Raw genomic sequence first — 26,340 nt, 5'->3', positions numbered from 1 at the left:
GTTGTCAGCAGTAAGAAATGGAGTCAGTCATGTCAGACGTACTGATCGACCGACCGGAACTCGAGAACCTCGGCGTCTATGAATTCGGCTGGTCCGATTCGGACACGGCGGGTGCCACCGCGAAGCGGGGCATCAACGAGGGAGTCGTCGAGAACATCTCCGCTCTCAAGAACGAACCGGAGTGGATGCTGAAGACGCGCCTCAAGGCCCTTCAGATCTTCGGTCGCAAGCCCATGCCCACGTGGGGTGCAGACCTCTCGGGCATCGACTTCGACAACATCAAGTACTTCGTGCGATCCACGGAGAAGCAGGCCCAGACCTGGGAGGACCTGCCGGACGACATCAAGAACACGTACGAGCGGCTCGGCATCCCCGAGGCGGAGCGTCAGCGCCTCGTCTCCGGTGTGGCCGCGCAGTACGAGTCCGAGGTGGTCTACCACCAGATCCGCGAAGACCTCGAGGCCCAGGGCGTCATCTTCATGGACACCGACACGGCGCTCCGCGAGCACCCCGAGTTCTTCACCGAGTACTTCGGCACCGTCATCCCCTCGGGCGACAACAAGTTCGCAGCTCTCAACACCGCCGTGTGGTCGGGCGGATCGTTCGTCTACGTGCCGCCCGGCGTGCACGTCGAGATCCCGCTGCAGGCCTACTTCCGCATCAACACGGAGAACATGGGTCAGTTCGAGCGCACGCTGATCATCGCCGACGAGGGCTCGTACGTGCACTACATCGAGGGCTGCACGGCCCCGATCTACAAGAGCGACTCCTTGCACTCGGCCGTGGTCGAGATCATCGTCAAGAAGAACGCCCGTGTGCGCTACACGACCATCCAGAACTGGTCGAACAACGTCTACAACCTCGTCACCAAGCGTGCCATCGCGCACGAGGGCGCGACGATGGAGTGGATCGACGGAAACATCGGTTCCAAGGTCACCATGAAGTACCCGTCGATCTACCTGGTGGGCGAGCGCGCCAAGGGCGAGACGCTCTCCGTGGCCTTCGCAGGCCCCGGCCAGCACCAGGACGCCGGCGCGAAGATGGTGCACATGGCTCCGTACACGCAGTCGTCGATCGTCTCCAAGTCGATCGCCCGCGGCGGCGGTCGAGCCGGGTACCGAGGTGAGATCCGCATGTCGGAGAACGCGCACCACTCGGCCAACACGGTTCGCTGCGACGCCCTGCTGGTCGACACCATCTCGCGCTCCGACACCTACCCGGCCATCGACATCCGGGTCGACGACGTGCAGCTCGGTCACGAGGCCACGGTCTCGAGGGTCTCCGAGGAGCAGCTCTTCTACCTCATGTCGCGCGGCCTCCCCGAGGACGAGGCGATGGCCATGATCGTGCGCGGCTTCATCGAGCCGATCGCCCGGGAGCTGCCGATGGAGTACGCGCTCGAACTCAACAAGCTCATCGAGATGGGCATGGAAGGATCCGTAGGCTGAACATGGCCCTCGCCTCACCCGCATTCGTTCCCGTCCAGACCAGGTCGGAGCGCCCGGCGTCCACCTCGGTCGCCGACTTCCCCGACGTCACCGGCCTCGAGTTCGAGTGGAAGTTCATTCCGCTCGCCGCCGTCAAGCACCTCACCGAGGGGCCGCTCGACGGTTCGCCGACGGCGTTCACCTACTCCGAGTCGGTGGGCACCGCGGTGAACTGGGTCGACCCGTCGTCGCCGCTCGTCGGCTCCGCGGGCATTCCCGAGGACCGCGCCGCCGCCAACGCCTGGTCGTCGGTGGAGAAGGTGCTGCACATCGAGGTCTCGGGTGAGGAGTCGGCCGAGCTCGTGGTGCGCCGCGACCGGTTCGGGTCCGAGGCACGTGCCGCCCATGTGGTGATCGAGGCGAAGCCGAACAGCAAGGGCGTCGTCATCCTCGAGCAGCACGGGTCGGCGAACCTCGTGGAGAACGTCGAGATCGTGGTGGGCGACAACGCTCAGCTCACGGTCGTGACCGTGCAGGAGTGGGACGACTCGGCGCTGCACCTGTCCTCGCACTTCGCGCGAGTGGGTCGGGATGCGAACCTGCGCCACGTCGTCGTGTCGCTCGGCGGCTCGATCGTGCGTGTCAACCCGTCGGTGCACCTCGTGGAGACCGGGGGATCGATCGACTCGTTCGGCCTCTACTTCGCCGACGCGGGCCAGTACTTCGAGCAGCGCCCGTACATCGACCACGTGGCCGCCAACACCCGCAGCCGTGTCAACTACAAGGGCGCACTGCAGGGCAAGGGCGCGCATACGGTCTGGGTGGGCGACGTGCTGATCGGCCCGCACGCCGACGGCACCGACAGCTACGAGCAGAACCGCAACCTCGTGCTCTCCGAGGGCACGCGCGCCGACAGTATCCCGAACCTCGAGATCGAGACCGGCAACATCCAGGGAGCGGGCCACGCCTCCTCCACGGGTCGGTTCGACGACGAGCAGCTGTTCTACCTGCAGTCGCGCGGCATCTCCGAGGAGGAGGCGCGTCGCCTCGTGGTGCGCGGCTTCCTCGCCGAGATCATCAACGAGATCGGCTCGCCCGCCCTCGAGGAGCGGCTCACCGCCGCCGTCGAGGTCGAGCTGCTCGCCGCCCAGGCAGCGGAGTAGCGCATGGCCGAGAAGGTGTGCGCGTTCGAGGACGTGCCGGTCAACCAGGCGCTCCGCGTCATGGTGGGCGGCGTCGCGATCGCTCTCGTCAAAGACAGCGCGGGGGAGTGCCACGCCATCGGCGACACCTGCACGCACGGCGACATCTCGCTGGCCGAGGGTTTCGTCGAAGACGACACGCTCGAGTGCTGGGCGCACGGCTCCAAGTTCTCGCTCGAGACCGGGAAGCCTCTGACGCTCCCGGCCTACGAGCCCGTCCCCGTGTTCTCGATCGAGATCATCGATGGGGACATCTACATCGACCCGACCGTGACGAAAGTGATTGATTAGCATGTCTGTTCTCAAGATCGAAGACCTCCAGGTGAGCGTCGAGACCGAGCAGGGGACCAAGCAGATCCTGCGCGGCGTCGACCTCACGATCGGCGAGGGCGAGACCCACGCCATCATGGGCCCCAACGGCTCGGGCAAGTCCACGCTCGCCTACGCGATCGCCGGGCACCCCAAGTACCACGTCGAGGGCGGCTCCGTGACGCTCGACGGCGAGGAGATGCTCGACAAGACCGTCGACGAGCGCGCTCGCGCCGGCCTCTTCCTCGCCATGCAGTACCCGGTCGAGATCCCCGGTGTGTCGGTGTCGAACTTCCTGCGCACGGCCAAGACCGCGCTTGACGGCCAGGCACCGCCCATCCGCACCTGGATCAAGGATCTCGACTCCTCCATGACGGCACTCCGCATGGACCGCACGTTCCGGGAGCGCAACGTCAACGAGGGGTTCTCGGGCGGCGAGAAGAAGCGCCACGAGATCCTGCAGCTCGAGCTGCTCAAGCCCAAGTTCGCGGTGCTCGACGAGACCGACTCCGGGCTCGACGTGGATGCGCTCAAGATCGTCTCCGAGGGTGTCAACCGCGCGAAGGCCACCACGGGCCTCGGCGTGCTGCTCATCACGCACTACAACCGCATCCTGCGCTACGTGAAGCCCGACTTCGTGCACGTGTTCGTGGCCGGTCGTGTGGCGGAGCAGGGCGGGCCCGAGCTCGCCGTGCGCCTCGAGAACGAGGGCTACGATCGCTTTCTCACCGGCGCGATCGTAGAATAACGGAATGGTCACAACCCTCGCACCCCAGCGCTTCGACGAGATCGAGGAAGCGCTCAAAGACGTGATGGACCCGGAGCTCGGCGTGAACATCGTCGACCTCGGTCTCATCTACGACCTCGGCTGGGACGACGAGCAGGATGCTCTCGTCATCAGCATGACCCTGACATCGGCCGGCTGCCCCCTCACCGACGTGCTCGAGGAGCAGACGGCGGAGGCGCTCGACGGCGTGGTGGAGCAGTTCCGCATCAACTGGGTGTGGATGCCGCCGTGGGGCCCCGACAAGATCACCGACGACGGTCGCGACATGATGCGAGCCCTCGGCTTCTCCATCTGACGCCCCGCCCACGCGGACTTCACCACACGTCGCCGCAACCGCCTCCCCTTGGAGCCCGGTTGCGGCGACGTTTGTCGTTATCCGTCCACAGGAGACTTCTCCACGGTACGTCCGGCGATCCCGTTGTCTACAGATCGCGATGCGCTGCGCCTTGAGGGGCAACGGGGCGCCAGGCTGGCCGCATGTGGTCGTCCACCGCTACTACCCGGTGGTCGGCCTCCCACCACCTCGCGGCGCAGCCGACTCTGTGGAGGGGGCGGCAGCGCCGGTGCGGGCTGGTGTCGGCGTCATCAGCGTGGATAACGACGAACGTCGCGGCGACCGAGCTCCTGGGGGAGTCGGTCGCCGCGACGTGTGGTGAAGTCCGCGGGGGCTAGTGCTTGGGGCGGGAGGTGAGCTTCCAGGCGAGGGGGATGATGCCTGCGGCGAGGAGGGCCTTGATGACGCCGCCGAGGATGAAGGGGTAGAGACCTGCCTGCAGGGTCTCGTCGAGGTTCAAGCCGAGCGAGGCGGCGAGCCAGGGGAGGCCGATCGCGAAAGTGATGAGAGTGCCGGCCGAGAACGAGGCGAAGGCACCGAGAACGCGGCGGTCCCAGTTGCGCTGGGCGAGCCAGCCGGTGAGGCCGGCGGCGAGGATGAAGCCGATGATGTAGCCACCGGTCGGGCCCGCCACGACCTGCAGCCCTGCGCTCGCATCGCTGAACCACGGCACGCCTGCGATGCCGACGACCGCGTAGACCACCATGGCGAGAACGCCGCGAAGCGCGCCGAGGGTGGAACCGACGAGCAGCACGGCGAGGGTCTGCCCCGTGATCGGCACGGGCCACAGCGGGATGGCGACCTGAGCGAGGAGCCCGACGAAGGCGGCTCCGCCGACCACGAGCAGCGCGTCGGAGACGAGGCTGCGGGCGACGAGCCTGTCGGCCAGGGTGGGGCGGGCGAGAGCCGGCGTGAGGGCGGACATGCGTCTCCTTCTGAGACTGGCTGTGAGCGAACGGCGGTCAGCCGGCCCAGTCTCTCGAAATATACTAGAAGACGTCCCCCCACCCCCCGCGTTGTGGCAACGCAACGAAAGAATTGGATTTCTCTGTGCTCAGCGTTACAGACCTGGCGATCCGGGTCGGCGCACGAACCCTCATGGAGGACGTGTCGTTCCGAGTCGGTCCGGGCGACAAGGTCGGCCTCGTGGGCCGCAACGGCGCGGGGAAGACCACGCTCACCAAGGTGCTCGCGGGCGACCAGCAGCCCGCCGCCGGCACCGTCAACCGCAGCGGTGAGCTCGGCTACCTGCCCCAGGATCCCCGCTCGGGCGACCCCGAGGAGCTCGCTCGCACGCGCATCCTGAACGCCCGCGGTCTGGGCTCCCTGCTCGAGGGGATGACCGAGTCGTCGATGGCCATGGCGAGCGACGACCCCAAGGTCAGCGCTGCCGCCATGAAGAAGTACGGCAACCTCACCGAGCGCTTCGACGCACTCGGTGGCTACGCCGCCGAAGCCGAGGCCGCATCGATCGCGAGCAACCTGAGCCTGCCCGACCGCATCCTCGACCAGCCGCTCAAGACGCTCTCCGGTGGTCAGCGCCGCCGCATCGAGCTCGCGCGCATCCTCTTCTCCGACGCCGAGACGCTCATCCTCGACGAGCCCACGAACCACCTCGACGCCGACTCGGTGGTGTGGCTGCGCGAGTTCCTCAAGAACTACAACGGCGGCTTCATCGTGATCAGCCACGACATCGAGCTCGTGGGTGAGACCGTCAACCGTGTCTTCTACCTCGACGCCAACCGCCAGGTCATCGACGTCTACAACATGAACTGGCGCAACTACCTTCGCCAGCGCGCCGCCGACGAGGAGCGCCGCAAGAAGGAGCGCGTCAACGTGGAGAAGAAGGCCGGCCAGCTGCAGATGCAGGCCGCCCGCTTCGGTGCGAAGGCCTCGAAGGCCGCCGCCGCCCACCAGATGGTGGCCCGCGCCGAGAAGATGCTGAGCGGCCTCGAGGAGGTGCGCGAGGTGGATCGTGTGGCCAAGCTGCGCTTCCCCACCCCCGCCGCCTGCGGTCGCACACCGCTCATGGCCTCCAACCTCTCGAAGAGCTACGGATCGCTCGAGATCTTCACGGCCGTCGACCTCGCGATCGACCGCGGTTCGAAGGTCGTCATCCTGGGCCTCAACGGCGCGGGCAAGACCACGCTGCTGCGCATCCTCGGCGGGGCGGACACGCCCGACACCGGCCAGATCGAGCCCGGCCACGGCCTGCGCATCGGCTACTACGCCCAGGAGCACGAGACCATCGACGTCAACCGCACCGTGCTGCAGAACATGGTGTCGGCGTCGCCCAACCTCACCGAGACCGAGGCGCGCCGTGTGCTCGGCTCGTTCCTCTTCACGGGAGACGACGGGCACAAGCCCGCCGGCGTGCTCTCGGGTGGAGAGAAGACCCGACTCGCCCTCGCGATGATCGTGGTCTCCGGCGCCAACGTGCTGCTGCTCGACGAGCCCACCAACAACCTCGACCCGGCCAGCCGCGAGGAGATCCTCGACGCGCTCGCCCACTACGAGGGTGCCGTGGTGCTCGTGAGCCACGACGAGGGCGCCGTCGAGGCGCTCAATCCCGAGCGTGTTCTGATCCTGCCCGACGGGGTCGAGGACCACTGGAACAAGGACTACGCCGACCTGATCAGCCTCGCGTAGAGCCGCAGCAGGTCGGAGAACCGCAGCGGATCACCGCTTGTCGAGGATCTCGTCCTCGACATCGGCATCCGTCTTGCGGGCGGCCCGCTTGCGCTCCCGCTCCGCCTCGCGCTCCTGCTCCTCGGGATCGTCGGCGTTCAGCCGTCGGAACTCCTGCCGGATGATGTAGCCGAGCCCCACGAAGCCGAGCACCCCGAAGCAGAACCACTGGAACGTGTACGAGAGGTGCGCCCCCTCATCGGGCTGCGGCTTCGGCATGGCCATCGGCCGCTCGGCGGGGGCGGGATCCTCGCTGGCCATCAGTCCGTAGGCACCCGTGTAGGTCGGCAGGTCGAGCTCGTCGGCGATCACCGGCAGCTCGATGGTGCCGATCTGGCCGTCGCCGAGCCCACCCATCGAAGCGAGGGCCGGTTCGCCCGCCTTGAGGCGCACGACGACCGAAACGGTGCCGGAAGGGGGCGCCGGGACCGCATCCGGAGCGTTCTGCCGCTCACCGGTGGGCACCCAGCCGCGATCGACCACGAACACGTCGCCGTTCTCGAGCTGCAGGGGCACGAGCACGTCGAACCCCACGTCGCCGCCGAGCGGACGGTTGCGCACGAGCAGCTGCTCGTCGGTGAGGTAGCGGCCCGTCATGGAGACGGTGAGCCACTCATCCGCCTCGTCGTAGGAGTCGAGTTCGGGGAGCACATCGGCGAGCGGAGTCGGGGAGGCGTCGAAGTTGCCGGCCACCCGGTTGATCTCGGCGACGGCCTCGTCGCGCCGCGCCAGCTGCCAGAGGGCGAGGAGCACGCACACGAGAGCGAACACGAGCGTGAGCGCGAGGTAGCCGGCCCAGCGTCGACTGAGCAGGAAACGCCAGCCCATCATGCCGGGACGACCTCGAGAGGGAAGTCACGCGCCGCGAGGAACTCGCGCAGGTACTCCTCGTGCTCGTCGCAGGCCAACCAGACCTTGCGCCGATCCTCCGTGTGGATCTTGGGGTTGCGCCACTCGATGCGCCACCGCCCCTGCTCGCGGCAGCCGGCCCTCGAGCACTCGGAGACCGAGGGCTCGAGCCCCAGCGAGATCACGTGCGGGGCTCCTCGGAACCGGGCACGGGCCGATAGACCTCGATCGAGGTGGGCTGCTCGTGCCGCTGCATCGTGGAGGTGCCGACGTTGCCGAGCACGACCGCGAAGTAGGGGAGGAGGATGGCGCCGGCGGCGGCGACCACGAGCCACCAGCCCTGAACGAACAGCATGAGCACCAGACAGACGATGCGGATCGACATCATGAGCAGATATTTGTTCATGCGCTTCCGACGCTCGTCATCGGGTGACGAGGGGAGGCTGGTGACCGATTGGCTGCTCTTCATGGTGTACCCCCTAGCCTACGCTCGCTTTCCTGCTCCTAAGCTGGTATTCGATCATCCGACGCCCAGCAGTGAGGACCACTTTCCGTGACCAGCTCCACCACCCCCCGTACCGTTCTCATCACCGGGGGCAACCGCGGCATCGGCTTCGCGATCGCCGAGGAGTTCGTGGCCCAGGGCCACCGCGTCGCCGTGACGGCGCGATCAGGAAAGGGCCCGGAGGGAACGCTCACCGTCATCGCCGACGTCACCGACGGCGCCTCCATCGACGCCGCGTTCACCGAGGTGGAGAAGGAGCTCGGCCCCGTCGAGGTCGTGGTCGCGAACGCGGGCATCACGCGCGACATGCTCATGATGCGCATGTCGGAGGACGACTTCACGAGCGTGATCGACACCAACCTCACGGGCGCGTTCCGCGTGGTGAAGCGCGCGTCGAAGGGCATGCTCAAGGCGCGCTTCGGCCGCATCGTGCTCATCTCGAGCGTGGTGGGGCTCTACGGATCCGCCGGCCAGGTCAACTACAGCGCCTCGAAGAGCGCGCTCGTGGGACTCGCCCGCTCCGTCTCGCGCGAACTGGGCGCCCGCGGCATCACCGCGAACGTGGTGGCCCCCGGCTTCATCGAGACCGACATGACCGCCGAGCTGCCCGAGGCGCAGCAGGCCGAGTACAAGAAGAGCATCCCCGCCGGGCGCTACGGATCCGCCGGCGAGGTGGCCAAGGCCGTGGCGTGGCTCGCGGGCGACGACGCCGCCTACATCACCGGCGCGGTCATCCCCGTCGACGGCGGCCTCGGCATGGGCCACTAGCCGCAGCCACCAGCTGCTACCCGCGGAGGCCCACCAGGGGGAGCAGCTGGCTCAGGTCGCGCACGTCCATCACGAGGTCGGCGTTCTCGCGCACGAGGGGCCGCGCGGCGAACGCCACCGAGAGGCCGGCAACCTCCATCATGCGCAGGTCGTTCGCTCCGTCGCCCACGGCCACGGTGCGGGAGAGCGGGATGCCGAGGCCCTCGGCCCACTCGATGAGCGCATCCGCTTTGCTCTGCGGGTCGATGATGGGGCCGGAGACGGTGCCCGTGAGCCGACCGTCGGCCACGCCGAGCCGGTTGGCCCGCCAGTGGTCGAGACCGAGCTCGGAGGCGAGCGGATCGAGCACCTCGTGGAAGCCACCCGACACGACGGCGACGGCACCGCCCGCGGCGTGCACCGCCTCGATCATGGTGGGCACACCGTCTGTGACCCTGATCTCGGCACGCACCTCGTCGAAGCTCGACTCCGGCAGCCCTTCGAGCAGTTCGACCCGCGCGGCGAGGCTCTGCGCGAAGTCGAGCTCACCGCGCATGGCGCGCTCGGTGATGCCGGCCACTTCGGCGTGGCAGCCGGCCAGGTCTCCCAGCATCTCGATCACCTCGTTCTCGATGAGGGTGGAATCGACATCGAGGATGATGAGAAGACTCATGGGACTACGCGAACTCCCTTGCCTACGACGGTGATGCCGGAGTCGGTGACCGTGAACCCGCGCTCACGATCGCGCTCCGCATCCACACCCACCTGGGCGCCGGCCGCCACGATCACGTTCTTGTCCAGGATAGCCCGCCGCACCACGGCGTCCGGCTCGATGTGCACGCGGTCGAAGAGCACGGACTGCTGCACGAGAGCACCGGAGTCGACCGTGGTCCAAGGGCCCAGCACGCTGCCCTCGACGCGGGCGCCGGAGATGAGGCAGCCGAGCGACACGATCGACTCGACCGTGACGCCGGGGTTGCCCTTGCTGTCGCGCACGAACTTGGCCGGCGGCGAGTTGAGCTGCTGGGTGTAGATCGGCCACTTCTCGTTGTAGAGGTTGAAGACCGGGAGGGCCGAGATGAGGTCCTGGTGGGCGTCGTAGAACGAGTCGATGGTTCCCACGTCGCGCCAGTAGTAGCGGTCGCGGTCGGTCGATCCCGGCACCTCGTTGCGGTTGAGGTCGTAGACGGCGGCGTTGCCGGCGGCCACGAAGGCGGGGATGATGTCGCCTCCCATGTCGTGGCTCGAACCGGGCAGCTCGCCGTCGTGGATGACGGCGTCGATGAGCTGGTCGGCGTCGAAGATGTAGTTGCCCATCGAGGCGAGCACCTCGCCGGGGGAGTCGGCGAGGCCCGTGGCGTCTGTGGGCTTCTCGAGGAACTCGCTGATGATCGTCGGGTCGTCCGGATCGGTCTGGATGACGCCGAACTGGTCGCTGAGCTCGATCGGCTGGCGGATGGCCGCGACGGTCGCGCCCTTGCCCGAGTCGATGTGCGCCTGGATCATCTGACCGAAGTCCATGCGGTAGACGTGGTCGGCGCCGACCACCACCACGATGTCGGGCTTCTCGTCGCGGATGAGGTTGAGCGACTGCAGGATGGCGTCGGCCGACCCGCTGAACCAGCGCTTGCCGAGCCGCTGCTGAGCGGGCACGGAGGCGATGTACGAGTTGAGCAGCCCGTCGAGGTGCCAGGTCTGCGAGACGTGGCGGTCGAGGGAGTGCGACTTGTACTGCGTGAGCACGACGATCTGCCGCATGCCCGAGTTGACGAGGTTCGAGAGAGCGAAGTCGATGAGACGGTAGCCGCCGCCGAACGGCACTCCGGGCTTCGCTCGGTCGGCCGTGAGGGGCATGAGCCGCTTGCCTTCGCCCCCGGCCAGGACGATGCCGAAGATCTTCTTTGATGCTGCCATACCCCCACCATAATGAGGTTTCGGCCGGGTGGTACTACCGTTCAACTATGCGAGTCGACGTGATTTCCCGAGAGTATCCGCCCGAGGTCTACGGAGGTGCCGGCGTGCACGTCGCCGAACTGGTGAAGGGTCTGCGGGTTCATCTCGACGTGGCCGTGCGCTGCTTCGGGGCCCCGCGCGAGGAGGAGGGCGTCTTCGCCTACGGTGTTCCCGCCGAGCTCAGTGGGGCCAATCCGAGCCTCACCACGCTCGGTGTCGACCTGCAGATCGCCGAGGCCGTCGCCGGCACCTCGCTCGTGCACTCGCACACCTGGTACGCCAACGCCGCCGGCCGCCTGGCCTCGCTGCTGCACGGCGTGCCCCACGTGGTGACGGCGCACTCGCTCGAGCCGCTGCGCCCCTGGAAGGCCGAGCAGCTGGGCGGTGGCTACCGCATCTCGTCGCTCATCGAGAAGGATGCGTTCGAGTCGGCCGACAAGGTGATCGCGGTGAGCAACGGCATGGCCCGCGACATCCTGCGCTCGTACCCCGCGCTCGACGAGTCGAAGCTCGTGACGGTCTACAACGGCATCGATCTCGAGAAGTGGGCGCCGACTCACGACGCCTCGGTGCTCGAGCGTCTCGGCATCGACGCCGACCGGCCGACGGTGGTGTTCGTGGGGCGGATCACCCGGCAGAAGGGCCTGCCGTACCTGCTGCGCGCGATCGCGCTGCTGCCCGAGGACGTGCAGGTCGTGCTGTGCGCGGGCGCGCCCGACACGCCCGCGATCCTCGAGGAGGTCTCGAGCGCCGTGCGCACGCTACAGGAGACGCGCGGCGGCATCGTCTGGATCGAGGAGATCCTGCCGCAGAAGCAGCTCGCCGCGGTGCTCACGGCCGCGACCGTGTTCGTGTGCCCCTCGGTCTACGAGCCCCTCGGCATCGTGAACCTCGAGGCCATGGCGTGCGGGCTGCCCGTGGTGGGCACCGCGACGGGCGGCATCCCGGAGGTCGTCGACGACGGCGTGACCGGCCTGCTCGTGCCCATCGACCAGCTGCAGGACGGCACGGGCACCCCCACAGACCCCGACCGCTTCGTGGCGGACCTGGCACGCGCCCTCACCGAGATCGTCTCCGACCCCGAACGAGCAGCCCGCCTAGGCGCCGCAGGCAGAGCCCGAGCAGAAGCAGAATTCAGCTGGACGGCGATAGCAGCCCAGACAGCAGACATCTACCGCGCGCTGATCTAACCGAAAACCACGCAACAGGCCGTACTCGACGACCCAGGGCTGTACGGACGCCGCGAAGCGACGGCCGCACAGCATGTCGCCTGCGCCGCAGGAGCGGCGGCGCAGCAGTCAGCACACTCCGCACAGCATGTCGCCCGCGCCGCAGAGGCGGCGGCGCGGATAAGCTAACAACATGCCCACAGTGCTCGATCTCGAAGACGTTTCGGTTGTCCGCGATGGGAATCCCATCCTCAGTGGCGTGAACTGGCGGGTCGACGGCGATCAGCGCTGGGTCGTGCTCGGCCCGAACGGTGCGGGCAAGACCACGCTGCTGCAGATCGCGGCCGCCATGAGCCACCCCTCGGGCGGAACCGTGCAGGTGCTCGAGGGCACCCTGGGCCAGGTAGACCTGTTCGAGCTGCGGCCGCGCGTGGGCTTCGCCTCGAGCGCCATGGCGCGCCGTTTCCCGGCCAACGAGACCGTGCTCAACGTGGTGCTCACCGCCGCCTACTCGGTGACGGGGCGCTGGAACGAGGACTACGAGGACATCGACCTGCGTCGTGCCCAGCGCGTGCTCGTGGAGTGGAAGCTCGACCACCTCGCGGAGCGGCTCTTCGGCTCGCTCAGCGACGGCGAGCAGAAGCGTGTGCAGATCGCCCGTTCGGTGATGACCGACCCCGAGCTGCTGCTACTCGACGAGCCGGCCGCGAGCCTCGACCTGGGTGCCCGCGAGGAGCTGCTGCAGCTGCTCGGCGGCTACGCCTCGGCCCCTGAGGCTCCCGCGATCGTGATGGTCACCCACCACGTGGAGGAGATCCCGAAGGGCTTCACGCACGCCCTGCTGCTCGGCCACGACGGCATCGTGGCGGCGGGCGCGCTCGGCGAGGTGCTGACCGCCGAGAACCTCGAGACCACGTTCGGTCTGCCGATCGCCCTCACCGAGGCCGACGGGCGCTACAGCGCTCGCGCGGTCTGACCGATATCTGCTAAACTCTCTAGCTGGCCGTCTGGCCCTAGATCTCATCCCTCGCTGTGACACAAGGACTCCACTATGAAGACTGACACCCACCCCAAGTACGAAGCTGTTGTCTTCCGCGACCTCGCATCGGGCGCCACCTTCCTCACCCGTTCGACCGTCGGCTCCGCCAAGACGATCGAGTGGGAGGACGGCAACACCTACCCGGTCATCGACGTCGAGATCTCGTCGGAGTCGCACCCCTTCTACACGGGCAAGCAGCGCATCCTCGACTCGGCCGGTCGCGTCGAGAAGTTCAACAACCGCTACAAGGGCTTCGGCGGCTCCAAGTAGCCCACGCTGGTCGGCGGAGCACCTGCACCGCTCCGCACCCACAGCACGAGAACCCCGTCGGCTTCGGCCGGCGGGGTTCTTCGTCGTTGCGGGGCCCAGCATCATCGCCGAGTCGTGGGACTCAGGCGCGCGGGGGGACCTCGGGCCAGCCGCGGCGCGCGGTGAAGAGCGGATCGCGGACGCGACGCATGTAGTCCTCGAACGAGTCGCACTGCGCGTCGTGCCAGGCGTGCTGCGCGTCGTGGAGCTCGGCGAGGGGGAGGTCGAGCTCGGCGGGGAACGCCGACGCGAGGGCCTGGGCCACCCGGCCCGCGGCGATGGCGTCGGCGCCGGCGTCGTGCGCGTCGGTGAGCGACACCCCGTAGTGGCCCGATGAGGCCTCGAGCGTGCGCTTGCCCTTGCGGTAGCGGTCGAGCTGCTTGTCGATGACGAGCGGATCGATCACGGGGGAGGGGGCGACGAGGGGGAGCACCCCGTGCCGCCGTGACTCGTGGTGCAGCAGCGTGAGGTCGTAGGGGGCGTTGTAGACCACGAGCGCGTAGCCGTCGTCGAGCGCACGACGCAGTTCGGTGACGATCTCGGCGATGACCTCGGCAGACGATCGGCCCTCGGCGCGGGCACGAGCGGTGGTGATGCCGTGCACCGCCGTGGCCTGCTCGGGGATCTCGACCCCCGGATCGGCCAGCCAGTCGTGGCGCTGGATCGGCTCACCCGCGGCATCGAGGCGAGAAATGTTGGCGGTGACCACACGGCTCGTCTCCACGTCGATTCCCGTGGTCTCGAGGTCGAAGACGACGAGACGGTCGGCCCAGGCCGGCCGCGGGCGCGGCGCGGGCTCGGCAGGAACCTCGGCGACAGCAGGAGAGGCCTGCACCGCCGGGACCGCCGGGATCTCCGGGGCTGCGGTGGGAGCGGCAAACGGCGCTGCCGCCGCCTGCTCCACCACGAGCTCCGCATCGACCAGGTCGAACAGCGGCACCTCGACGAAGACGTCGGAGCGGGAGGTCTCGGCTTTCGGCACTCGTCAGCGCCCCTGTTCTTGCTCGGTTCTCTGGCCGACGTGCAGCCAGTAGAAGGCTTGGGTTCCGAAAGTGAGCGTAACCCTCCCCTCGTCGTCGAAAGAGGGGAACTCGCCGTGACCGAACAGATCGAACAGGCGACGACCGGCGAACTCCGGCGCCACGATGGTGGCCGACACCGGGTTGTGCGAGAACGAGAACACGCACAGCACGTCTTCGGGCCCGTCGCCCAGGTAGTCCTTCGACCCCTCGTAGGAGCGCACGAAGGCGAGCACGGACTCGTGGTCGCTCGAGAGCACCTGCATGGTGCCGATGCCGAACACGGGGTGGGCCTTCCGCACGTGGATGACGTTGCGCACCCAGTGCAGCAGCGAACGCGACTGGGCGAGCTGCGACTCCACGTTGACGAGGTTGTAGTTGTAGACGAGCGACTGCACCACGGGAAGGTAGAGCTTGCCTGGATCGGCCGTGGAGAACCCGGCGTTGCGGTCGGGAGTCCACTGCATCGGCGTGCGCGAGGAGTCGCGGTCGGCGAGCCAGATGTTGTCTCCCATGCCGATCTCGTCGCCGTAGTACAGGAACGGCGAGCCGGGCAGCGAGAACAGCAGTGCGTGGGCGAGCTCGAGCTCGGCACGCGAGTTGTCGAGCAGGGGCGCGAGGCGGCGGCGGATGCCGATGTTCGAGCGCATGCGCGGGTCGTAGGCGTACCAGCCGTACATGGCCTGCCTGTACTCCTCCGAGACCATCTCGAGCGTCAGCTCGTCGTGGTTGCGCAGGAACACACCCCAGGCGGCGCCCTTCGGGATGTCGAGCGTCTCGGAGAGCACGCGGATGAGCTCGTCGGCCCGCTGCGAGCGGAGCGAGTAGAAGATGCGGGGCATGACGGGGAAGTCGAAGGCCATGTGGCACTCCGGCTCCTCCTCGGTGCCGAAGAACGCGGCGACCTCGCGCGGCCACTGGTTGGCCTCGGCCACGAGCATGCGCCCGGGGTACTCGTTGTCGACCATCTCGCGCAGGCGCACGATGTACTCGTGCGTCTTGGGCTCGCCCTCGCCGTTGCCCTCCTCGGACTCGAAGAGGTAGGGGATGGCGTCGAGCCGCAGGCCGTCGACCCCCATGTCGAGCCAGAACCGGCAGACATCGAAGATGGCCTCCTGCACGGCCGGGTTCTCGAAGTTGAGGTCGGGCTGGTGGGAGAAGAAGCGGTGCCAGAAGAACTGCCGGCGCACGGGGTCGAAAGTCCAGTTCGACTCCTCCGTGTCGACGAAGATGATGCGGATGCCCTCGTACTTCTCGTCGTCATCGCTCCACACGTAGAAGTCGCCGTACGGGCCCTCGGGGTCGGCGCGCGACTGCTGGAACCACTCGTGCTGGTCGGACGTGTGGTTGAGCGGGAAGTCCATGATGATGCGCATGTTGCGCTCGTGGGCCTTCGTGACGAGCTCGCGGAACTCCTCCACCGTGCCGTAGTCGGGCAGCACGGCCGTGAAGTCGGAGACGTCGTACCCGCCGTCGCGGAGCGGCGACTGGAAGAAGGGCGGCAGCCACAACGCATCGATGCCGAGCCACTGCAGGTAGTCGAGCTTCGAGATGAGACCGGCGATGTCACCGAATCCGTCGCCGTTGGAGTCGACGAACGAGCGGATCATCACCTCGTAGAACACCGAGCGGCGATACCACTCCGGATCGAGGGAGAGGCCCGGAGACTGGATGGGTGCGGTGAAGCTCACAGGTGTCCTTTCGGAGTACGGAAGACCGGCCGGGCCGTTCCACGCACCACGCTAGTCCAAACAACCGACACCGCCAGCGCCGCCTATGCTGGTCGGGATGACCGTCGCCTCGCCCTACGCCCGCGCCCTCGCCCGCATGCCCGTCTCCACCCGGGTGCACACCCTGCTCGGCAGCAGCACGCACGTGTGGGAGTACGGGGCCGCCGGCCAGACCGAGGAGGCGCGCCGCGAGGCCACCACGGCTCTCGTGGTGGTGCACGGCTTCCGCGGAGACCACCACGGCCTCGAGCCCGTGATCGCCCAGCTCGACGAGCCCGGCACCCGCATCGTGGCGCCCGACCTTCCCGGCTTCGGCGAGTCGACACCGCTCGCGGCGACCCACGACGTCGAGGGCTACGCGGCCTGGACCAAGGCGCTCGTGGCGAGCGTGCGCGCCGAGTCGCCCGCGGCCCGCATCGTGGTGATCGGCCACTCCTTCGGCTCCATCGTGGTCTCGGCGGCCCTTGCGGGCGAGGGCGACGGGGGCACGCTCGAGGCCGACGACGTGGTGCTCATCAACCCCATCGCCGCCCCCGCTCTCGCCGGCCCGCGCGGGGTCATGACGCGCCTCGCGATCGTCTACTACCAGTTCTCGGCGGCCGTGCCGGAGAAGCTCGGCTTCGCCATCCTGCGGAGCGGCCTCGTGGTGCAGATCATGAGCAGCACCATGGCCAAGACGAAGGACAAGAGCCTCCGCCGCTGGATCCACGACCAGCACCACCGCTACTTCTCGGCCTTCGCCACCCGCAGCGTCGTGCTCGACGCCTTCCGCGCCTCGGTGAGCCACGACGTGAGCGAGTACGCCGCGCGCATCACAGCCCCCACGCTCATGATCGCGGCCGACAAGGACGACATCACGCCCGTGGCCGCCCAGTACGACGTGCAGAACACCATCCCCAGCGCCGAGCTCGTGGTGATCGAGGGGGTCGGCCACCTCATCCACTACGAGCGCCCCGTGGAGGCGGCCGACGCCATCCGCTCGTTCCTCGCGCGATCGTGAGCGCCCGCTCGTGAAGCTCGTCTTCGACTGCCGCTACACCCGCCTCGGCCGGCACGACGGCATCAGCCGCTACACGGCCGGTGTGGTCGGCGCTCTGCAGAAGCTCGTGCAGGCCGGTGACCCCGCCGTGGCGGGTCTCGACATCACGATGCTCATCAGCGACGAGCGCCAGCTCGAGATGCTGCCCGACCTGCCCTGGGTGAAGGCCTCGGGCCCCACGAGCGTGCTCGAGCCGATCGTCTCGCTGCAGGTCAACCGGCTCGCCCCCGACGTCGTGATCAGCCCCATGCAGACCATGGGCACGTTCCGCCGCCGCTACCGCCTGGCGCTCACCGTGCACGACCTCATCTACTACTCGAACCCCACGCCTCCCCGCGACCTGCCCGCGTTCGTGCGCGTGCTCTGGCGGCTGTACCACAAGGCCTGGTGGCCGCAGCGCCTGCTGCTCAATCGAGCGGATGCGATCGTGACGGTCTCCGAGACCACGCGTGGGCTCATCGAGAGCCATCGACTCACCACGAAACCGGTCATCGTGGCGCGGAACGCCGCGGACCTGCCTCCCGCCGAGGTGGCGCAGGCGGCCTCCGCAGACGACGCCGTGCGGGCGAGGTCCGCGGCGCGCTCGCTCGTGTACATGGGCTCGTTCATGCCGTACAAGAACGTGGAGACCCTCGTGCGGGCCGTCGGCGAGCTGCCCGGCTACACGCTGCACCTCGTGAGCAAGGTCTCCGACGCCGACAGGGAGCGCCTGCAGGCCATCGACCCTGAGGCCCAGCTCGTGTTCCACGACGGCGTGAGCGACGAGGAGTACTCCGAGCTGCTCCAGCACGCCACGGCCCTCGTGACGGCCTCGCTCGACGAGGGCTTCGGCATCCCGCTCGTGGAGGCCATGGGGCACGGCACACCCGTGGTCGTGAGCGAGATCGGCGTGTTCCACGAGATCGGGGGAGAGGCGGCCCTCTACGCGCCCGCGCGCGATGCGGCAGCCTTCGCCGCGCGCATCCGGCTACTCGAGGATCCGGTGGAGTGGCAGCGGCGCTCGAGGGCCTCGCGCACGCAGGCCGAGACGTTCAGCTGGGACGCGTCAGCTCGAGTGCTAGCGGAGCTCGCGTTCGGATCGTCGGGTCGATCGCCGCGCCGTTGAACTCGAGGATCGAGACCTCACCGGCCTCGATCACGAAGTCGTGCGCCGAGCCGTTGGGGATGGCGTGGGCCTTCTCCGGCAGCTTCTTCTCGGTGACGTAGCGGAGGAGCGACGCGATCACGCCACCGTGCGAGACCACGATGAGCGACTCGCCGGGGTGCTCCTCGGCGAGGGCCTCGAGGGCGGGCAGCACGCGCTTGACGACGTCCGAGCGCCGCTCCCGGCCGGGGACGGGTGCCAGCGGATCCGGGAAGCGCTCGGCGATGCCCACGGCATCGAGCCCCTCCACCTCGCCGTAGCTGCGCTCCTGGAGCGCACCGACGATCTCGGGGGCCGGCAGCCCGAGCTGCCGGGCGATGATCTCGGCGGTCTCGCGCGCCCGGCTCAGCGGGCTGGCCACGATGCCGTCCCACCGCCGACCGGCGAGCTGCTCGGCGGCCTCGCGGGCCTGCTCGCGCCCGGTCTCGTTGAGCGGCACATCCGTCGTGCCCTGGATGCGCTTCTGGAAGTTCCAGTCGGTCTGGCCATGGCGCACGAACGTGAAGGTAGTCATCACCGCCAGTCTAAAGCGAGAGGCGGCCGCAGGCTCGGGCAGAGACTCAGCGCAGCGGCTCAGCGGAACAGATCAGGGCAGCAGGCGTGCGGCTAGTGCGCCGAGCGTCTCGGCGGCCCCGGCGTCGATCTTCACGGTGGCGCGGTTGTCGCCCTTCGTGGCGCCGCGGTTGACGATCACGATGGGGAGCTTGCGGCGCCTGGCCTGCTCGAGCAGGCGGATGCCGGAGTTGACCACGAGCGAGGAGCCCGCGATGACCATGGCGTCGGAGGTGCCCACCATCGAGGAGGCCTCTGCGAACTTCTCGGTGGGGATGAACTCCCCGAAGAACACCACGTCGGGCTTGAGCACACCGCCGCACACGGTGCAGGCGGGCACCTCGAAGGCCTCCCACTCGCCCACGTCGGCGTCGCCGTCCGGCGCCATGCGCACGAGCTCGGGCTCGCCGAGCCCCGGGTTGGCACTGCTGATGCGATCGGCGATGCTCGCCCTGGCGAAGGTCTGGCCGCACTGCAGGCAGTTGACCCTGTCCATCGAGCCGTGCAGGTCGACGAGGTGGCGGGTGCCGGCGCGGGCGTGCAGACCGTCGACGTTCTGGGTGACGACACCCGTCACCACACCCGCATCCTCGAGCTCGGCGAGGATGCGGTGGGTGCGGTTGGGTCGTGCCGCGTCGAACATGCGCCAGCCGAGGTGGCTGCCCGCCCAGTAGCGCTTGCGGAACGACGCGCTCGCGAGGAACTGGTCGAAGGTCATCGGGTTTCGCTGCGGAGCTCCCTCGCCCCGGTAGTCGGGGATTCCGGAGTCGGTGCTGACGCCGGCGCCCGTGAGCACCACGACGCGCTTGCCCGCGAGCACCTCGGCGGCGCGGTCGACGGCCGCCGCCACCGCGGGATCGGTGGATGCGGTCGCCTCGGGAGAGGAAGAGACGAGCGGAACCATGGGACCTCCTCGCCGATGGATTGCATCGGCCTCCACCGAGTCTAAACAGCGAAGTTTTCCGGAATGTTTCCGTGCTGGCAGAGTGGGGGGTGAATCCGCTCGTCCCGCGCCCCTCAGATCGGTCCCACTCCCGTGCCCCTCGTCCCCATCGACTCCCTCGACCGGCCGGAGCTCGCCGACTACGCCAACCTCACCGATGTGGCGCTCCGGCGCATCCTGGAGCCCGAGGGCGGGCTCTACCTCGCCGAGTCGAGCAAGGTCATCGAGCGCGCCGTGGCCGCGGGTCACCGGCCGCGCTCGGTGCTGCTGCAGGAGAAGTGGCTGCCGGATCTCGAGTGGCTCGTCGAGCGGTTCCCCGAGGTGCCCGTCTTCGTGGCCGACGACTCCCTGCTGGAGCAGCTCACGGGGTTCGCGATGCACCGCGGCGCACTCGCCTCGATGCACCGGCCGGAGCTGCCCGACCCACGCGAGCTGCTGCGCGACGCCCGCACCGTGGTGGTGCTCGAGGACATCGTGGACCACACCAACGTGGGCGCCGCCTTCCGCTCGGCGGCCGGGCTGGGGGCGGATGCGGTGCTCATCACGCCGAGGTGCGCCGATCCGCTCTACCGCCGCAGCGTGCGCGTGAGCATGGGCACGGTGCTCCAGGTGCCCTGGACACGCATCGGGGAGTGGAGCGAGGCGGCGCCGATGCTGCACGAGGCGGGCTTCACCATCGCCGCCCTCGCGCTCGGTGACGACTCCGTTCCGCTGCCCGAGTTCACGGCGGCGCTGCCCGAGCGAGTGGCGATCGTGCTGGGCACCGAGGGCGACGGCCTGAGCCGCCGCGCGCTGGCCGCGGCCGACGTGCGCATCGAGATCCCGATGCTGCACGGAGTCGACTCCCTCAACGTGGCCTCGGCCAGCGCCGTGGCTCTCTACGCCCTCCGGTTCGCGACGCGCTGAGCACGAGGTGGGCACCTCCTACTCCCGGTCGGGCCGCGGAGCCCCTATGCTTCCTCCTACTTGAACCCGAGGGAGACCTGAATGTCCGACAAGAGAGCAGCGCCCGCCGTCGTGCCGCCGCCCACCGGAGGCAAGGGCCTCGCCGCAGGCACACTCGGGCTGTTCGGCTCGACCGTGATCGGTCTCGCCTCCACGGCGCCGGTCTACTCGCTCGCGGCGACCGTGGGCTTCGTGGTGCTGGCCGTGGGGGCCCAAGCGCCCATCGCCATGATCCTCGCGTTCATCCCGATGTTCCTCACCGCTTCGGCCTATCGCGAGCTCAACCGCGCGGTGCCCGACTGCGGCACGGCGTTCACCTGGGTCACCAAGGCCTTCGGGCCGCGCACCGGCTGGCTGGCCGGCTGGGGAGTGGCGGTGGCCGGCATCATCGTGCTCGCCAACCTCGCCCAGATCGGCAGCAAGTACCTGTGGCTGCTCACCAACAACCCCGATCTCTACGACAACGTGGTGCTCGTGACCGCCACGGGTGTGGTCTTCATCGCCCTCATGACGTTCATCAGTGTGCGCGGCCTCGAGATCGGCGAGCGGCTGCAGAACATCCTGCTGGCCGTGCAGTACCTCGCGCTCGTGCTGTTCGTGATCCTGGCGCTCTGGAGCGTCTTCACCGGCACAGCCCCAGAGGGCTCCACGACCCCGCAGCTCGACTGGTTCAACCCGTTCGCGTTCACCTCGCTCTCGGGCTTCACCGAGGCGATCCTGCTGTGCCTCTTCATCTACTGGGGGTGGGACACGTGTCTCGCGCTCAACGAGGAGACGAAGGACCCGAAGCGCACCCCCGGTCGCGCCGCCGTGCTCTCCACCGTCATCCTGCTCGTCACCTACGTCTCCGTCACGGTGGCGGCGATGGCCTTCGCGGGTCTCGGCACCTCGGGCATCGGTCTCGGCAACGAGGGCAACTCCGAAGACGTGTTCTTCGCCCTGAAGGATGCGGTGTTCGGCCCGTGGGCGTGGCTGCTCGTCATCGCGGTGTGCGTGTCGGCCATCTCGTCGACGCAGACCACCATTCTGCCGACGGCCCGCGGCACCCTCGCCATGTCGACCTACAAGGCGCTGCCCGAGGCCTTCGGCCGCATCAACCCCAAGTTCCGCACGCCGCGCTTCGCGACGATCTTCATGAGCATCGTGGCGATCGTGTTCTACGTGGGCATGACCCTCGTGAGCGAGAACATCCTGGCCGACACGATCCTCTCGATCGGTCTGGCCATCGCGTTCTACTACGCGCTCACGAGCTTCGCGTGCATCTGGTTCTTCCGGAAGGAGATCTTCACCAATGCGCGTGACTTCTTCTTCAAGGGCCTGTTCCCGCTCATCGGTGGGCTCATGCTCACCGCGGCGTTCGTGCAGTCGGCCATCGACATGTACAACCCCGACTACGGCTACACGGTGATCTTCGGCATCGGCGGCGTGTTCGTGGTGGGTGTCGGTTCGCTCGCCCTCGGTGTGGTGATCATGATCGTCTGGTCGTTCTTCCCGCGCGCGAAGCCGTTCTTCCGAGGCGAGAGCCTCAACCGCGAGACCGCCGTGCTCGTGCCGGAGGACGACCAGCTCGTGCCGCGTTCCGTCGACGGCGGCTTGATGTAGCGGGTGCGCCGCGCATCATCCGCTCATCCTGCGCTGGTTAGGATGAGCGGATGAGCCCTGCCAGCCCTGCCGTGTACCGGCGTCGGCGGATCGTGGTGGGCACCGCCCTGCTCCTGCTGGCGCTCCTCCTCACCTACCTGCCCGTCGCCCTCCTGGCCCCCGTGCCCGCGGCGACCGCGACCGCAGCCGAGCCTGCCGCCGTGACGACCGCCGCGACCTCGCTCGCCGTGCCCGGACAGGGATCGAGCGCCATCGGCATCGTGAACGGCGGGGAGTCGAGGATGCTCGGCCAGAGCGGCAGCACCGATCCTGTTCCGATCGCGAGCATCACGAAGGTCGTCACGGCCCTCGTGGTGCTCGACGCGAAGCCGATCGCCGAGGGCGAGGAGGGCCCGGAGCTCACCATGACGGCGGCCGACGAGGCGCTGCTGCAGGCCACGATCGCCGAGAACGGCTCGTGGGCCTCCGTGTACCCCGGCCAGGTGCTCACCGAGCGCGAGGTCATCGAGATCATGATGCTCGAGTCGGCCAACAACTACGCCTTCACGCTCACGAACTGGGCGTTCGGCGACACGGCTTCCTACCTGGCCGCGGCGACCGCCTGGCTGGCGGAGCACGGGCTCACGGGGACCTCGGTGGTCGATCCCTCCGGACTCAGCCCCGACTCGCGCAGCACGACGGCCGACCTGCTCACGCTGGCGGGGCTCGCCCTCGCCGAGCCCACACTGAGCGGCATCGTGGGCACCTCCGCCCTCGAGCTGCCCCAGCTCGGAGCCGTCGAGAACTCGAACACGCTCATCGGCACCGCGGGCATCGACGGGGTGAAGACGGGCACGACCGACGAGGCGGGCTTCTGCCTGCTGTTCTCGGCGGACTACGTGGTGGACGGGCAGACCCTGCAGCTCGCCGGGGTGGTGCTCGGGGGCGCCGACACGGCCTCGCTGCAGGCCTCGGTGCTCGCGCTGCTGCAGAGCGCCGAGAGCGGCTTCCAGACCGTGCAGGTGGTGGCCGCGGGAGACGTGCTGGGCAGCTACTCCACCGACTGGGGGTCGCAGGCCGACGTGGTGGCCTCCGAATCGGTGTCGACGACCGTGTGGTCGGCGACGAGCATCACGGGTGAGGTCGAGCTGGAGCAGGTCGACAGCGCCGCAGAGGGCGACGAGGTGGGCACCGCTCGGTACACCGTGGAGGGGCTGACCCTCGGCAGCGGCGAGGTCACCGTTCCCGTCACGCTGACGGACGCGCTCGAAGGACCCGACGTGGGCTGGCGGCTCGCGAACCCGGGTCGCCTCTTCGGCTGAACCGGCCCCGTCAGTCCTTCGGCGCGTAGATCGGCTCGGCCAGCGGTCGCTTCGGCAGCACGCCGTCGCCGCTCGAGCGGTGGGTGATGCGGCGCAGCACCCACGGCATGAGGTGCACGCGCGCCCACACGAGGTCCTCGTTGCGGGCGCGTCGCCAGCTCGCGCGGGGGAGCGGCTCGGGAACCCCGGCCACGAGGTCGTTGTCGACGTTGAGCGAGCGCAGCACGAGCCTGGCGACCTCGTGGTGGCCGAGCGCGTTGAGGTGCAGCCTGTCGAGCGACCACATCCTGGTGTCCTGGATCTCCTTGAGCCCCCACTGGTCGGCCACCACGCAGTCGTAGCGGTCGGCGATCACCCGCAGGTGCTCGTTGTAGATGGCGACGCGCCCGCGGATGCCCTTGAACACCGGGGTGAAGCCCGTGTCGACTCCCGTGAAGATCACGACGGTCGCGTCGTCTCGACGCAGCCGGCGGATGCCGACCTCGAAGCGGGCGGCGAGATCGTCGGGATCGGTGCCGGGGCGGATGACGTCGTTGCCCCCGGCGGAGATGCTGATGAGGTCGGGCTTGAGCTCGAGTGCCGGCTCGATCTGCTCGTCGAGGATCTGCTGCAGCAGGCGGCCGCGGATGGCGAGGTTCGCGTACGAGAAGCCGCCGTCCGAGGTCAGAGCGAGCACCTCGGCCACACGATCCGCCCAGCCGCGGTTGCCGCCCTGCGAGTGCGCCTCTGGATCGCCGAGACCCTCCGTGAACGAGTCTCCGAGGGCGACGTAGCGGCGCCAGGGGTGGGGCTGGGTCATGGGCGTGCGTTCCTTTCCGAACGCCTCCCAGGGTAAGCCCGTGTCATCCGTGCGGGGTATCCTCGAACATCGTGACCACTCTCCCGCACTTCGAACCGGCCCCCGGTACGAGTGCAGCGGGGCAGCTGTCGCCCTCCTTCCCCGCCCGTGCCCCGTGGGGCACCGCGGGCCGCCTGAGGGCGTGGCAGGAGGAGGCGCTCACCGCCTACTTCGAGCACGAGCCGCGCGACTTCCTGGCCGCCGCCACGCCCGGTGCAGGCAAGACCACGTTCGCCCTGCGCCTCGCCTCCGAGCTGCTGCACCGCCGCACCGTCGACCGCGTGATCGTGGTGGCCCCCACCGAGCACCTCAAGCGGCAGTGGGCCGATGCGGCCGACCGCGCCGGTGTGCGCCTCAACCCTGGGTTCAAGAACAGCGAGTCCCGCTTCGGCCGGCACTTCCACGGGGTGGCCCTCACCTACGCGCAGGTGGCCGCCCGGCCGCTCCTGCACCGCGAGCTCACCGAGGGCGCCAACACCCTCGTGATCCTCGACGAGGTGCACCACGGCGGCGACGCGCTCAGCTGGGGCGACGCCGTGCGCGAGGCGTTCGAGCCCGCCACCCGCCGGCTCTCGCTCACCGGAACACCGTTCCGCTCCGACACCTCGCCCATCCCCTTCGTGGAGTACGCGCCCGACGAGCACGGCATCCGCGTCTCGAAGAGCGACTACAGCTACGGATACGGCCGCGCACTCAAGGACGGCGTGGTGCGGCCCGTGCTCTTCATGGTCTACGCCGGGCACATGCGCTGGCGCACCAAGGTGGGCGACGAGATGGAGGCCAGGCTCGGCGAGGGCAATACCAAGGACATCACCTCCCAGGCCTGGCGCACGGCACTCGACCCGGCGGGCGACTGGATCCCGCAGGTGCTCGGTGCCGCCGACAAGCGGCTCTCCGAGGTGCGTCAGGCCATTCCGGATGCCGGTGGCCTCGTGATCGCCACCGACCAGACCGTGGCGCGCGCCTACGCGGCCATCCTCGAATCCCTCACGGGCGAGAGCGTGACCGTGGTGCTGTCGGACGAGAAGGAGGCCTCCGACCGCATCGACCAGTACTCGAAGGGCACGACCAGGTGGATGGTGGCCGTGCGCATGGTGTCGGAGGGCGTGGACGTGCCGCGGCTCGCCGTGGGGGTGTACGCCACGAGCGCCTCGACGCCGCTGTTCTTCGCGCAGGCGATCGGCCGCTTCGTGCGCGCCAGGCGGCGCGGCGAGACGGCCTCGGTGTTCCTGCCGAACGTGCCCTCGCTCATGGCGCTGGCCGAGAAGCTCGAGCTCGAGCGCGACCACGCCCTCGACAAGCGCGACGACGGGTCGAACCCCGAGGGCGACTTCTACAACCCCGAAGACGCCATGGTGGCCGCGGCGAACCGCGAGGAGAAGGCCTCCGAGAGCCTGCTGGAGGAGTACAGCTTCCAGGCCATCGGCTCGGAGGCCACCTTCGACCGCGTGGTCTACGACGGCGGCGAGTTCGGCTTCCAGGCCGTCGTGGGCAGCGAGGAGGAGCTCGACTTCCTGGGGCTGCCTGGCCTCCTCGAGCCCGATCAGGTGAAGGATCTGCTGCAGCACCGCCAGGCGCGCCAGCAGAAGCACGCCAAGGCGAACGGGACCACTGGTCCGAAGGAGGACACTCCCGACCAGGGAGGCGTGCCCGCCCCGCTCTACCGCACGCTCAAGGAGCAGCGCAGTCTGCTCAACTCGCTCGTGGGCATCTGGTCGAAGACCTCGAACGAGCCGCACGGGCTCATCCACGCCGAGCTCCGCCGCATCTGCGGAGGCCCTGCGGTGGCGCAGGCGAGTGTGACCCAGCTGCAGTCCCGCATCGTGACCGTGCGCAAGTGGATGAGCACCGCGGGCCGCTGAACCCCGAAGGTGGGGTGGCTGCCTGCACGTTCCGGGGAGTGCGGCGT

General features: G+C 68.7%; 27 protein-coding genes. 16 read left to right on the top strand and 11 right to left on the bottom strand.

Annotation, left to right across the window (positions count from 1 at the left end; all coding sequences use genetic code 11):
• The first annotated feature begins 29 nt into the window (after positions 1–29).
• Genes sufB through ACEXQC_RS02760 form a run of 5 tightly spaced genes read left to right on the top strand, consistent with a single transcriptional unit; the run spans position 30 to position 4,020 of the window.
• Complete coding sequence (gene sufB / locus ACEXQC_RS02780; protein ID WP_374818123.1) at positions 30–1,448, top strand: Fe-S cluster assembly protein SufB; 1,419 nt, start codon at positions 30–32, stop codon at positions 1,446–1,448.
• Positions 1,449–1,450: 2 nt separating this feature from the next.
• The gene (gene sufD / locus ACEXQC_RS02775) at positions 1,451–2,590 is read left to right on the top strand and encodes a Fe-S cluster assembly protein SufD (protein WP_374818121.1); all 1,140 of its coding nucleotides are present in this window, start codon (positions 1,451–1,453) and stop codon (positions 2,588–2,590) included.
• Between the two features lie 3 nt (positions 2,591–2,593).
• Positions 2,594–2,920 (top strand): non-heme iron oxygenase ferredoxin subunit, encoded by a 327-nt coding sequence (locus ACEXQC_RS02770; protein WP_374818119.1) that lies wholly within the window; start codon positions 2,594–2,596, stop codon positions 2,918–2,920.
• Between the two features lies 1 nt (position 2,921).
• Positions 2,922–3,686: a Fe-S cluster assembly ATPase SufC gene (gene sufC, locus ACEXQC_RS02765; RefSeq protein WP_374818117.1), complete on the top strand. Its 765-nt coding sequence runs from the start codon at positions 2,922–2,924 to the stop codon at positions 3,684–3,686.
• A 4-nt stretch (positions 3,687–3,690) separates the two neighbouring features.
• On the top strand, positions 3,691–4,020 hold the full coding sequence (locus ACEXQC_RS02760) for a metal-sulfur cluster assembly factor (RefSeq protein ID WP_374818116.1): 330 nt from the start codon (positions 3,691–3,693) through the stop codon (positions 4,018–4,020).
• A 373-nt stretch (positions 4,021–4,393) separates the two neighbouring features.
• Here ACEXQC_RS02760 and ACEXQC_RS02755 read toward each other — a convergent pair whose 3' ends face one another.
• The gene (locus ACEXQC_RS02755; RefSeq protein WP_374818114.1) at positions 4,394–4,984 is read right to left on the bottom strand and encodes a biotin transporter BioY; all 591 of its coding nucleotides are present in this window, start codon (positions 4,982–4,984) and stop codon (positions 4,394–4,396) included.
• A gap of 125 nt (positions 4,985–5,109) precedes the next feature.
• Between ACEXQC_RS02755 and ACEXQC_RS02750 the strand changes: the two genes are divergently transcribed.
• Positions 5,110–6,708: an ABC-F family ATP-binding cassette domain-containing protein gene (locus ACEXQC_RS02750; protein ID WP_374818112.1), complete on the top strand. Its 1,599-nt coding sequence runs from the start codon at positions 5,110–5,112 to the stop codon at positions 6,706–6,708.
• 30 nt (positions 6,709–6,738) lie between these two features.
• Here ACEXQC_RS02750 and ACEXQC_RS02745 read toward each other — a convergent pair whose 3' ends face one another.
• Genes ACEXQC_RS02745 through ACEXQC_RS02735 form a run of 3 tightly spaced genes read right to left on the bottom strand, consistent with a single transcriptional unit; the run spans position 6,739 to position 8,065 of the window.
• Positions 6,739–7,578, bottom strand: coding sequence for an SURF1 family cytochrome oxidase biogenesis protein (locus ACEXQC_RS02745; protein WP_374818110.1), 840 nt, complete (start codon positions 7,576–7,578; stop codon positions 6,739–6,741).
• Entirely contained in the window at positions 7,575–7,781 is a 207-nt protein-coding gene (locus ACEXQC_RS02740) for a hypothetical protein (RefSeq protein ID WP_374818108.1), read from the bottom strand. The genes ACEXQC_RS02745 and ACEXQC_RS02740 overlap by 4 nt, the downstream gene beginning before the upstream one ends.
• The gene (locus ACEXQC_RS02735) at positions 7,778–8,065 is read right to left on the bottom strand and encodes a DUF3099 domain-containing protein (protein ID WP_374818106.1); all 288 of its coding nucleotides are present in this window, start codon (positions 8,063–8,065) and stop codon (positions 7,778–7,780) included. The genes ACEXQC_RS02740 and ACEXQC_RS02735 overlap by 4 nt, the downstream gene beginning before the upstream one ends.
• Before the next feature lie 84 nt (positions 8,066–8,149).
• Between ACEXQC_RS02735 and fabG the strand changes: the two genes are divergently transcribed.
• Positions 8,150–8,869, top strand: a complete 720-nt coding sequence (fabG, locus tag ACEXQC_RS02730) for a 3-oxoacyl-ACP reductase FabG (protein ID WP_374818104.1) — start codon at positions 8,150–8,152, stop codon at positions 8,867–8,869.
• Positions 8,870–8,885: 16 nt separating this feature from the next.
• On the opposite strand, the gene serB is transcribed toward fabG, so the two are convergent.
• Positions 8,886–9,521 (bottom strand): phosphoserine phosphatase SerB, encoded by a 636-nt coding sequence (gene serB / locus ACEXQC_RS02725; protein WP_374818102.1) that lies wholly within the window; start codon positions 9,519–9,521, stop codon positions 8,886–8,888.
• Positions 9,518–10,762: a glucose-1-phosphate adenylyltransferase gene (locus ACEXQC_RS02720; protein WP_374818100.1), complete on the bottom strand. Its 1,245-nt coding sequence runs from the start codon at positions 10,760–10,762 to the stop codon at positions 9,518–9,520. Before ACEXQC_RS02720 ends, serB begins: the two co-directional genes overlap by 4 nt.
• Positions 10,763–10,809: 47 nt before the next feature.
• Here ACEXQC_RS02720 and glgA point away from each other — a divergent pair, with 47 nt between their 5' ends.
• From glgA to ACEXQC_RS02705, 3 genes are all read left to right on the top strand, one after another.
• Positions 10,810–11,991, top strand: a complete 1,182-nt coding sequence (gene glgA, locus ACEXQC_RS02715; protein WP_374818098.1) for a glycogen synthase — start codon at positions 10,810–10,812, stop codon at positions 11,989–11,991.
• Positions 11,992–12,163: 172 nt separating this feature from the next.
• Positions 12,164–12,946: an ABC transporter ATP-binding protein gene (locus ACEXQC_RS02710; protein ID WP_374818096.1), complete on the top strand. Its 783-nt coding sequence runs from the start codon at positions 12,164–12,166 to the stop codon at positions 12,944–12,946.
• A 75-nt stretch (positions 12,947–13,021) separates the two neighbouring features.
• Entirely contained in the window at positions 13,022–13,279 is a 258-nt protein-coding gene (locus tag ACEXQC_RS02705; protein ID WP_374818094.1) for a type B 50S ribosomal protein L31, read from the top strand.
• 121 nt (positions 13,280–13,400) lie between these two features.
• Here ACEXQC_RS02705 and ACEXQC_RS02700 read toward each other — a convergent pair whose 3' ends face one another.
• Both ACEXQC_RS02700 and treS read right to left on the bottom strand, forming a co-directional pair.
• Positions 13,401–14,300, bottom strand: coding sequence for an exonuclease domain-containing protein (locus tag ACEXQC_RS02700; RefSeq protein ID WP_374818092.1), 900 nt, complete (start codon positions 14,298–14,300; stop codon positions 13,401–13,403).
• A 3-nt stretch (positions 14,301–14,303) separates the two neighbouring features.
• Entirely contained in the window at positions 14,304–16,028 is a 1,725-nt protein-coding gene (gene treS / locus ACEXQC_RS02695; protein ID WP_374818090.1) for a maltose alpha-D-glucosyltransferase, read from the bottom strand.
• A 97-nt stretch (positions 16,029–16,125) separates the two neighbouring features.
• Here treS and ACEXQC_RS02690 point away from each other — a divergent pair, with 97 nt between their 5' ends.
• The gene (locus tag ACEXQC_RS02690) at positions 16,126–17,067 is read left to right on the top strand and encodes an alpha/beta fold hydrolase (RefSeq protein WP_374818088.1); all 942 of its coding nucleotides are present in this window, start codon (positions 16,126–16,128) and stop codon (positions 17,065–17,067) included.
• 10 nt (positions 17,068–17,077) lie between these two features.
• The gene (locus ACEXQC_RS02685) at positions 17,078–18,211 is read left to right on the top strand and encodes a glycosyltransferase family 4 protein (RefSeq protein WP_374818086.1); all 1,134 of its coding nucleotides are present in this window, start codon (positions 17,078–17,080) and stop codon (positions 18,209–18,211) included.
• Here ACEXQC_RS02685 and ACEXQC_RS02680 read toward each other — a convergent pair.
• Positions 18,138–18,764, bottom strand: a complete 627-nt coding sequence (locus ACEXQC_RS02680) for a histidine phosphatase family protein (protein ID WP_374818084.1) — start codon at positions 18,762–18,764, stop codon at positions 18,138–18,140. The two genes, ACEXQC_RS02685 and ACEXQC_RS02680, sit on opposite strands and share 74 nt — an antisense overlap.
• A 72-nt stretch (positions 18,765–18,836) precedes the next feature.
• Complete coding sequence (locus ACEXQC_RS02675; RefSeq protein WP_374818082.1) at positions 18,837–19,706, bottom strand: NAD-dependent protein deacetylase; 870 nt, start codon at positions 19,704–19,706, stop codon at positions 18,837–18,839.
• 132 nt (positions 19,707–19,838) lie between these two features.
• Here ACEXQC_RS02675 and ACEXQC_RS02670 point away from each other — a divergent pair, with 132 nt between their 5' ends.
• The 3 genes from ACEXQC_RS02670 to ACEXQC_RS02660 all read left to right on the top strand — a co-directional run bounded on the left by ACEXQC_RS02670 (position 19,839) and on the right by ACEXQC_RS02660 (position 23,593).
• Complete coding sequence (locus tag ACEXQC_RS02670; protein WP_374818080.1) at positions 19,839–20,651, top strand: TrmH family RNA methyltransferase; 813 nt, start codon at positions 19,839–19,841, stop codon at positions 20,649–20,651.
• A gap of 81 nt (positions 20,652–20,732) precedes the next feature.
• The gene (locus ACEXQC_RS02665; protein WP_374818078.1) at positions 20,733–22,292 is read left to right on the top strand and encodes an APC family permease; all 1,560 of its coding nucleotides are present in this window, start codon (positions 20,733–20,735) and stop codon (positions 22,290–22,292) included.
• A gap of 50 nt (positions 22,293–22,342) precedes the next feature.
• Positions 22,343–23,593 (top strand): D-alanyl-D-alanine carboxypeptidase family protein, encoded by a 1,251-nt coding sequence (locus ACEXQC_RS02660; protein WP_374818075.1) that lies wholly within the window; start codon positions 22,343–22,345, stop codon positions 23,591–23,593.
• A 10-nt stretch (positions 23,594–23,603) separates the two neighbouring features.
• On the opposite strand, the gene ACEXQC_RS02655 is transcribed toward ACEXQC_RS02660, so the two are convergent.
• Entirely contained in the window at positions 23,604–24,392 is a 789-nt protein-coding gene (locus ACEXQC_RS02655) for an SGNH/GDSL hydrolase family protein (RefSeq protein ID WP_374818074.1), read from the bottom strand.
• 71 nt (positions 24,393–24,463) lie between these two features.
• On the opposite strand from ACEXQC_RS02655, the gene ACEXQC_RS02650 reads away from it, so the two are divergent.
• On the top strand, positions 24,464–26,293 hold the full coding sequence (locus ACEXQC_RS02650) for a DEAD/DEAH box helicase (protein WP_374818072.1): 1,830 nt from the start codon (positions 24,464–24,466) through the stop codon (positions 26,291–26,293).
• The last annotated feature ends 47 nt before the right edge of the window (positions 26,294–26,340 follow it).

Source organism: Herbiconiux liukaitaii, assembly GCF_041927495.1.
Lineage (GTDB): Bacteria > Actinomycetota > Actinomycetes > Actinomycetales > Microbacteriaceae > Herbiconiux > Herbiconiux liukaitaii.
Note: the sequence above shows the minus strand (reverse complement) of the source record. Positions and strands in the feature narration are given on the sequence as shown.

Coding starts and splice junctions, on each gene's coding strand:
- sufB (WP_374818123.1), top strand. CDS start 30: ATGTCAGACGTACTGATCGACCGACCGGAACTCGAGAACCTCGGCGTC.
- sufD (WP_374818121.1), top strand. CDS start 1,451: ATGGCCCTCGCCTCACCCGCATTCGTTCCCGTCCAGACCAGGTCGGAG.
- ACEXQC_RS02770 (WP_374818119.1), top strand. CDS start 2,594: ATGGCCGAGAAGGTGTGCGCGTTCGAGGACGTGCCGGTCAACCAGGCG.
- sufC (WP_374818117.1), top strand. CDS start 2,922: ATGTCTGTTCTCAAGATCGAAGACCTCCAGGTGAGCGTCGAGACCGAG.
- ACEXQC_RS02760 (WP_374818116.1), top strand. CDS start 3,691: ATGGTCACAACCCTCGCACCCCAGCGCTTCGACGAGATCGAGGAAGCG.
- ACEXQC_RS02755 (WP_374818114.1), bottom strand. CDS start 4,984: ATGTCCGCCCTCACGCCGGCTCTCGCCCGCCCCACCCTGGCCGACAGG.
- ACEXQC_RS02745 (WP_374818110.1), bottom strand. CDS start 7,578: ATGATGGGCTGGCGTTTCCTGCTCAGTCGACGCTGGGCCGGCTACCTC.
- ACEXQC_RS02735 (WP_374818106.1), bottom strand. CDS start 8,065: ATGAAGAGCAGCCAATCGGTCACCAGCCTCCCCTCGTCACCCGATGAC.
- serB (WP_374818102.1), bottom strand. CDS start 9,521: ATGAGTCTTCTCATCATCCTCGATGTCGATTCCACCCTCATCGAGAAC.
- ACEXQC_RS02720 (WP_374818100.1), bottom strand. CDS start 10,762: ATGGCAGCATCAAAGAAGATCTTCGGCATCGTCCTGGCCGGGGGCGAA.
- glgA (WP_374818098.1), top strand. CDS start 10,810: ATGCGAGTCGACGTGATTTCCCGAGAGTATCCGCCCGAGGTCTACGGA.
- ACEXQC_RS02710 (WP_374818096.1), top strand. CDS start 12,164: ATGCCCACAGTGCTCGATCTCGAAGACGTTTCGGTTGTCCGCGATGGG.
- ACEXQC_RS02705 (WP_374818094.1), top strand. CDS start 13,022: ATGAAGACTGACACCCACCCCAAGTACGAAGCTGTTGTCTTCCGCGAC.
- ACEXQC_RS02690 (WP_374818088.1), top strand. CDS start 16,126: ATGACCGTCGCCTCGCCCTACGCCCGCGCCCTCGCCCGCATGCCCGTC.
- ACEXQC_RS02680 (WP_374818084.1), bottom strand. CDS start 18,764: ATGACTACCTTCACGTTCGTGCGCCATGGCCAGACCGACTGGAACTTC.
- ACEXQC_RS02675 (WP_374818082.1), bottom strand. CDS start 19,706: ATGGTTCCGCTCGTCTCTTCCTCTCCCGAGGCGACCGCATCCACCGAT.
- ACEXQC_RS02665 (WP_374818078.1), top strand. CDS start 20,733: ATGTCCGACAAGAGAGCAGCGCCCGCCGTCGTGCCGCCGCCCACCGGA.
- ACEXQC_RS02660 (WP_374818075.1), top strand. CDS start 22,343: ATGAGCCCTGCCAGCCCTGCCGTGTACCGGCGTCGGCGGATCGTGGTG.
- ACEXQC_RS02655 (WP_374818074.1), bottom strand. CDS start 24,392: ATGACCCAGCCCCACCCCTGGCGCCGCTACGTCGCCCTCGGAGACTCG.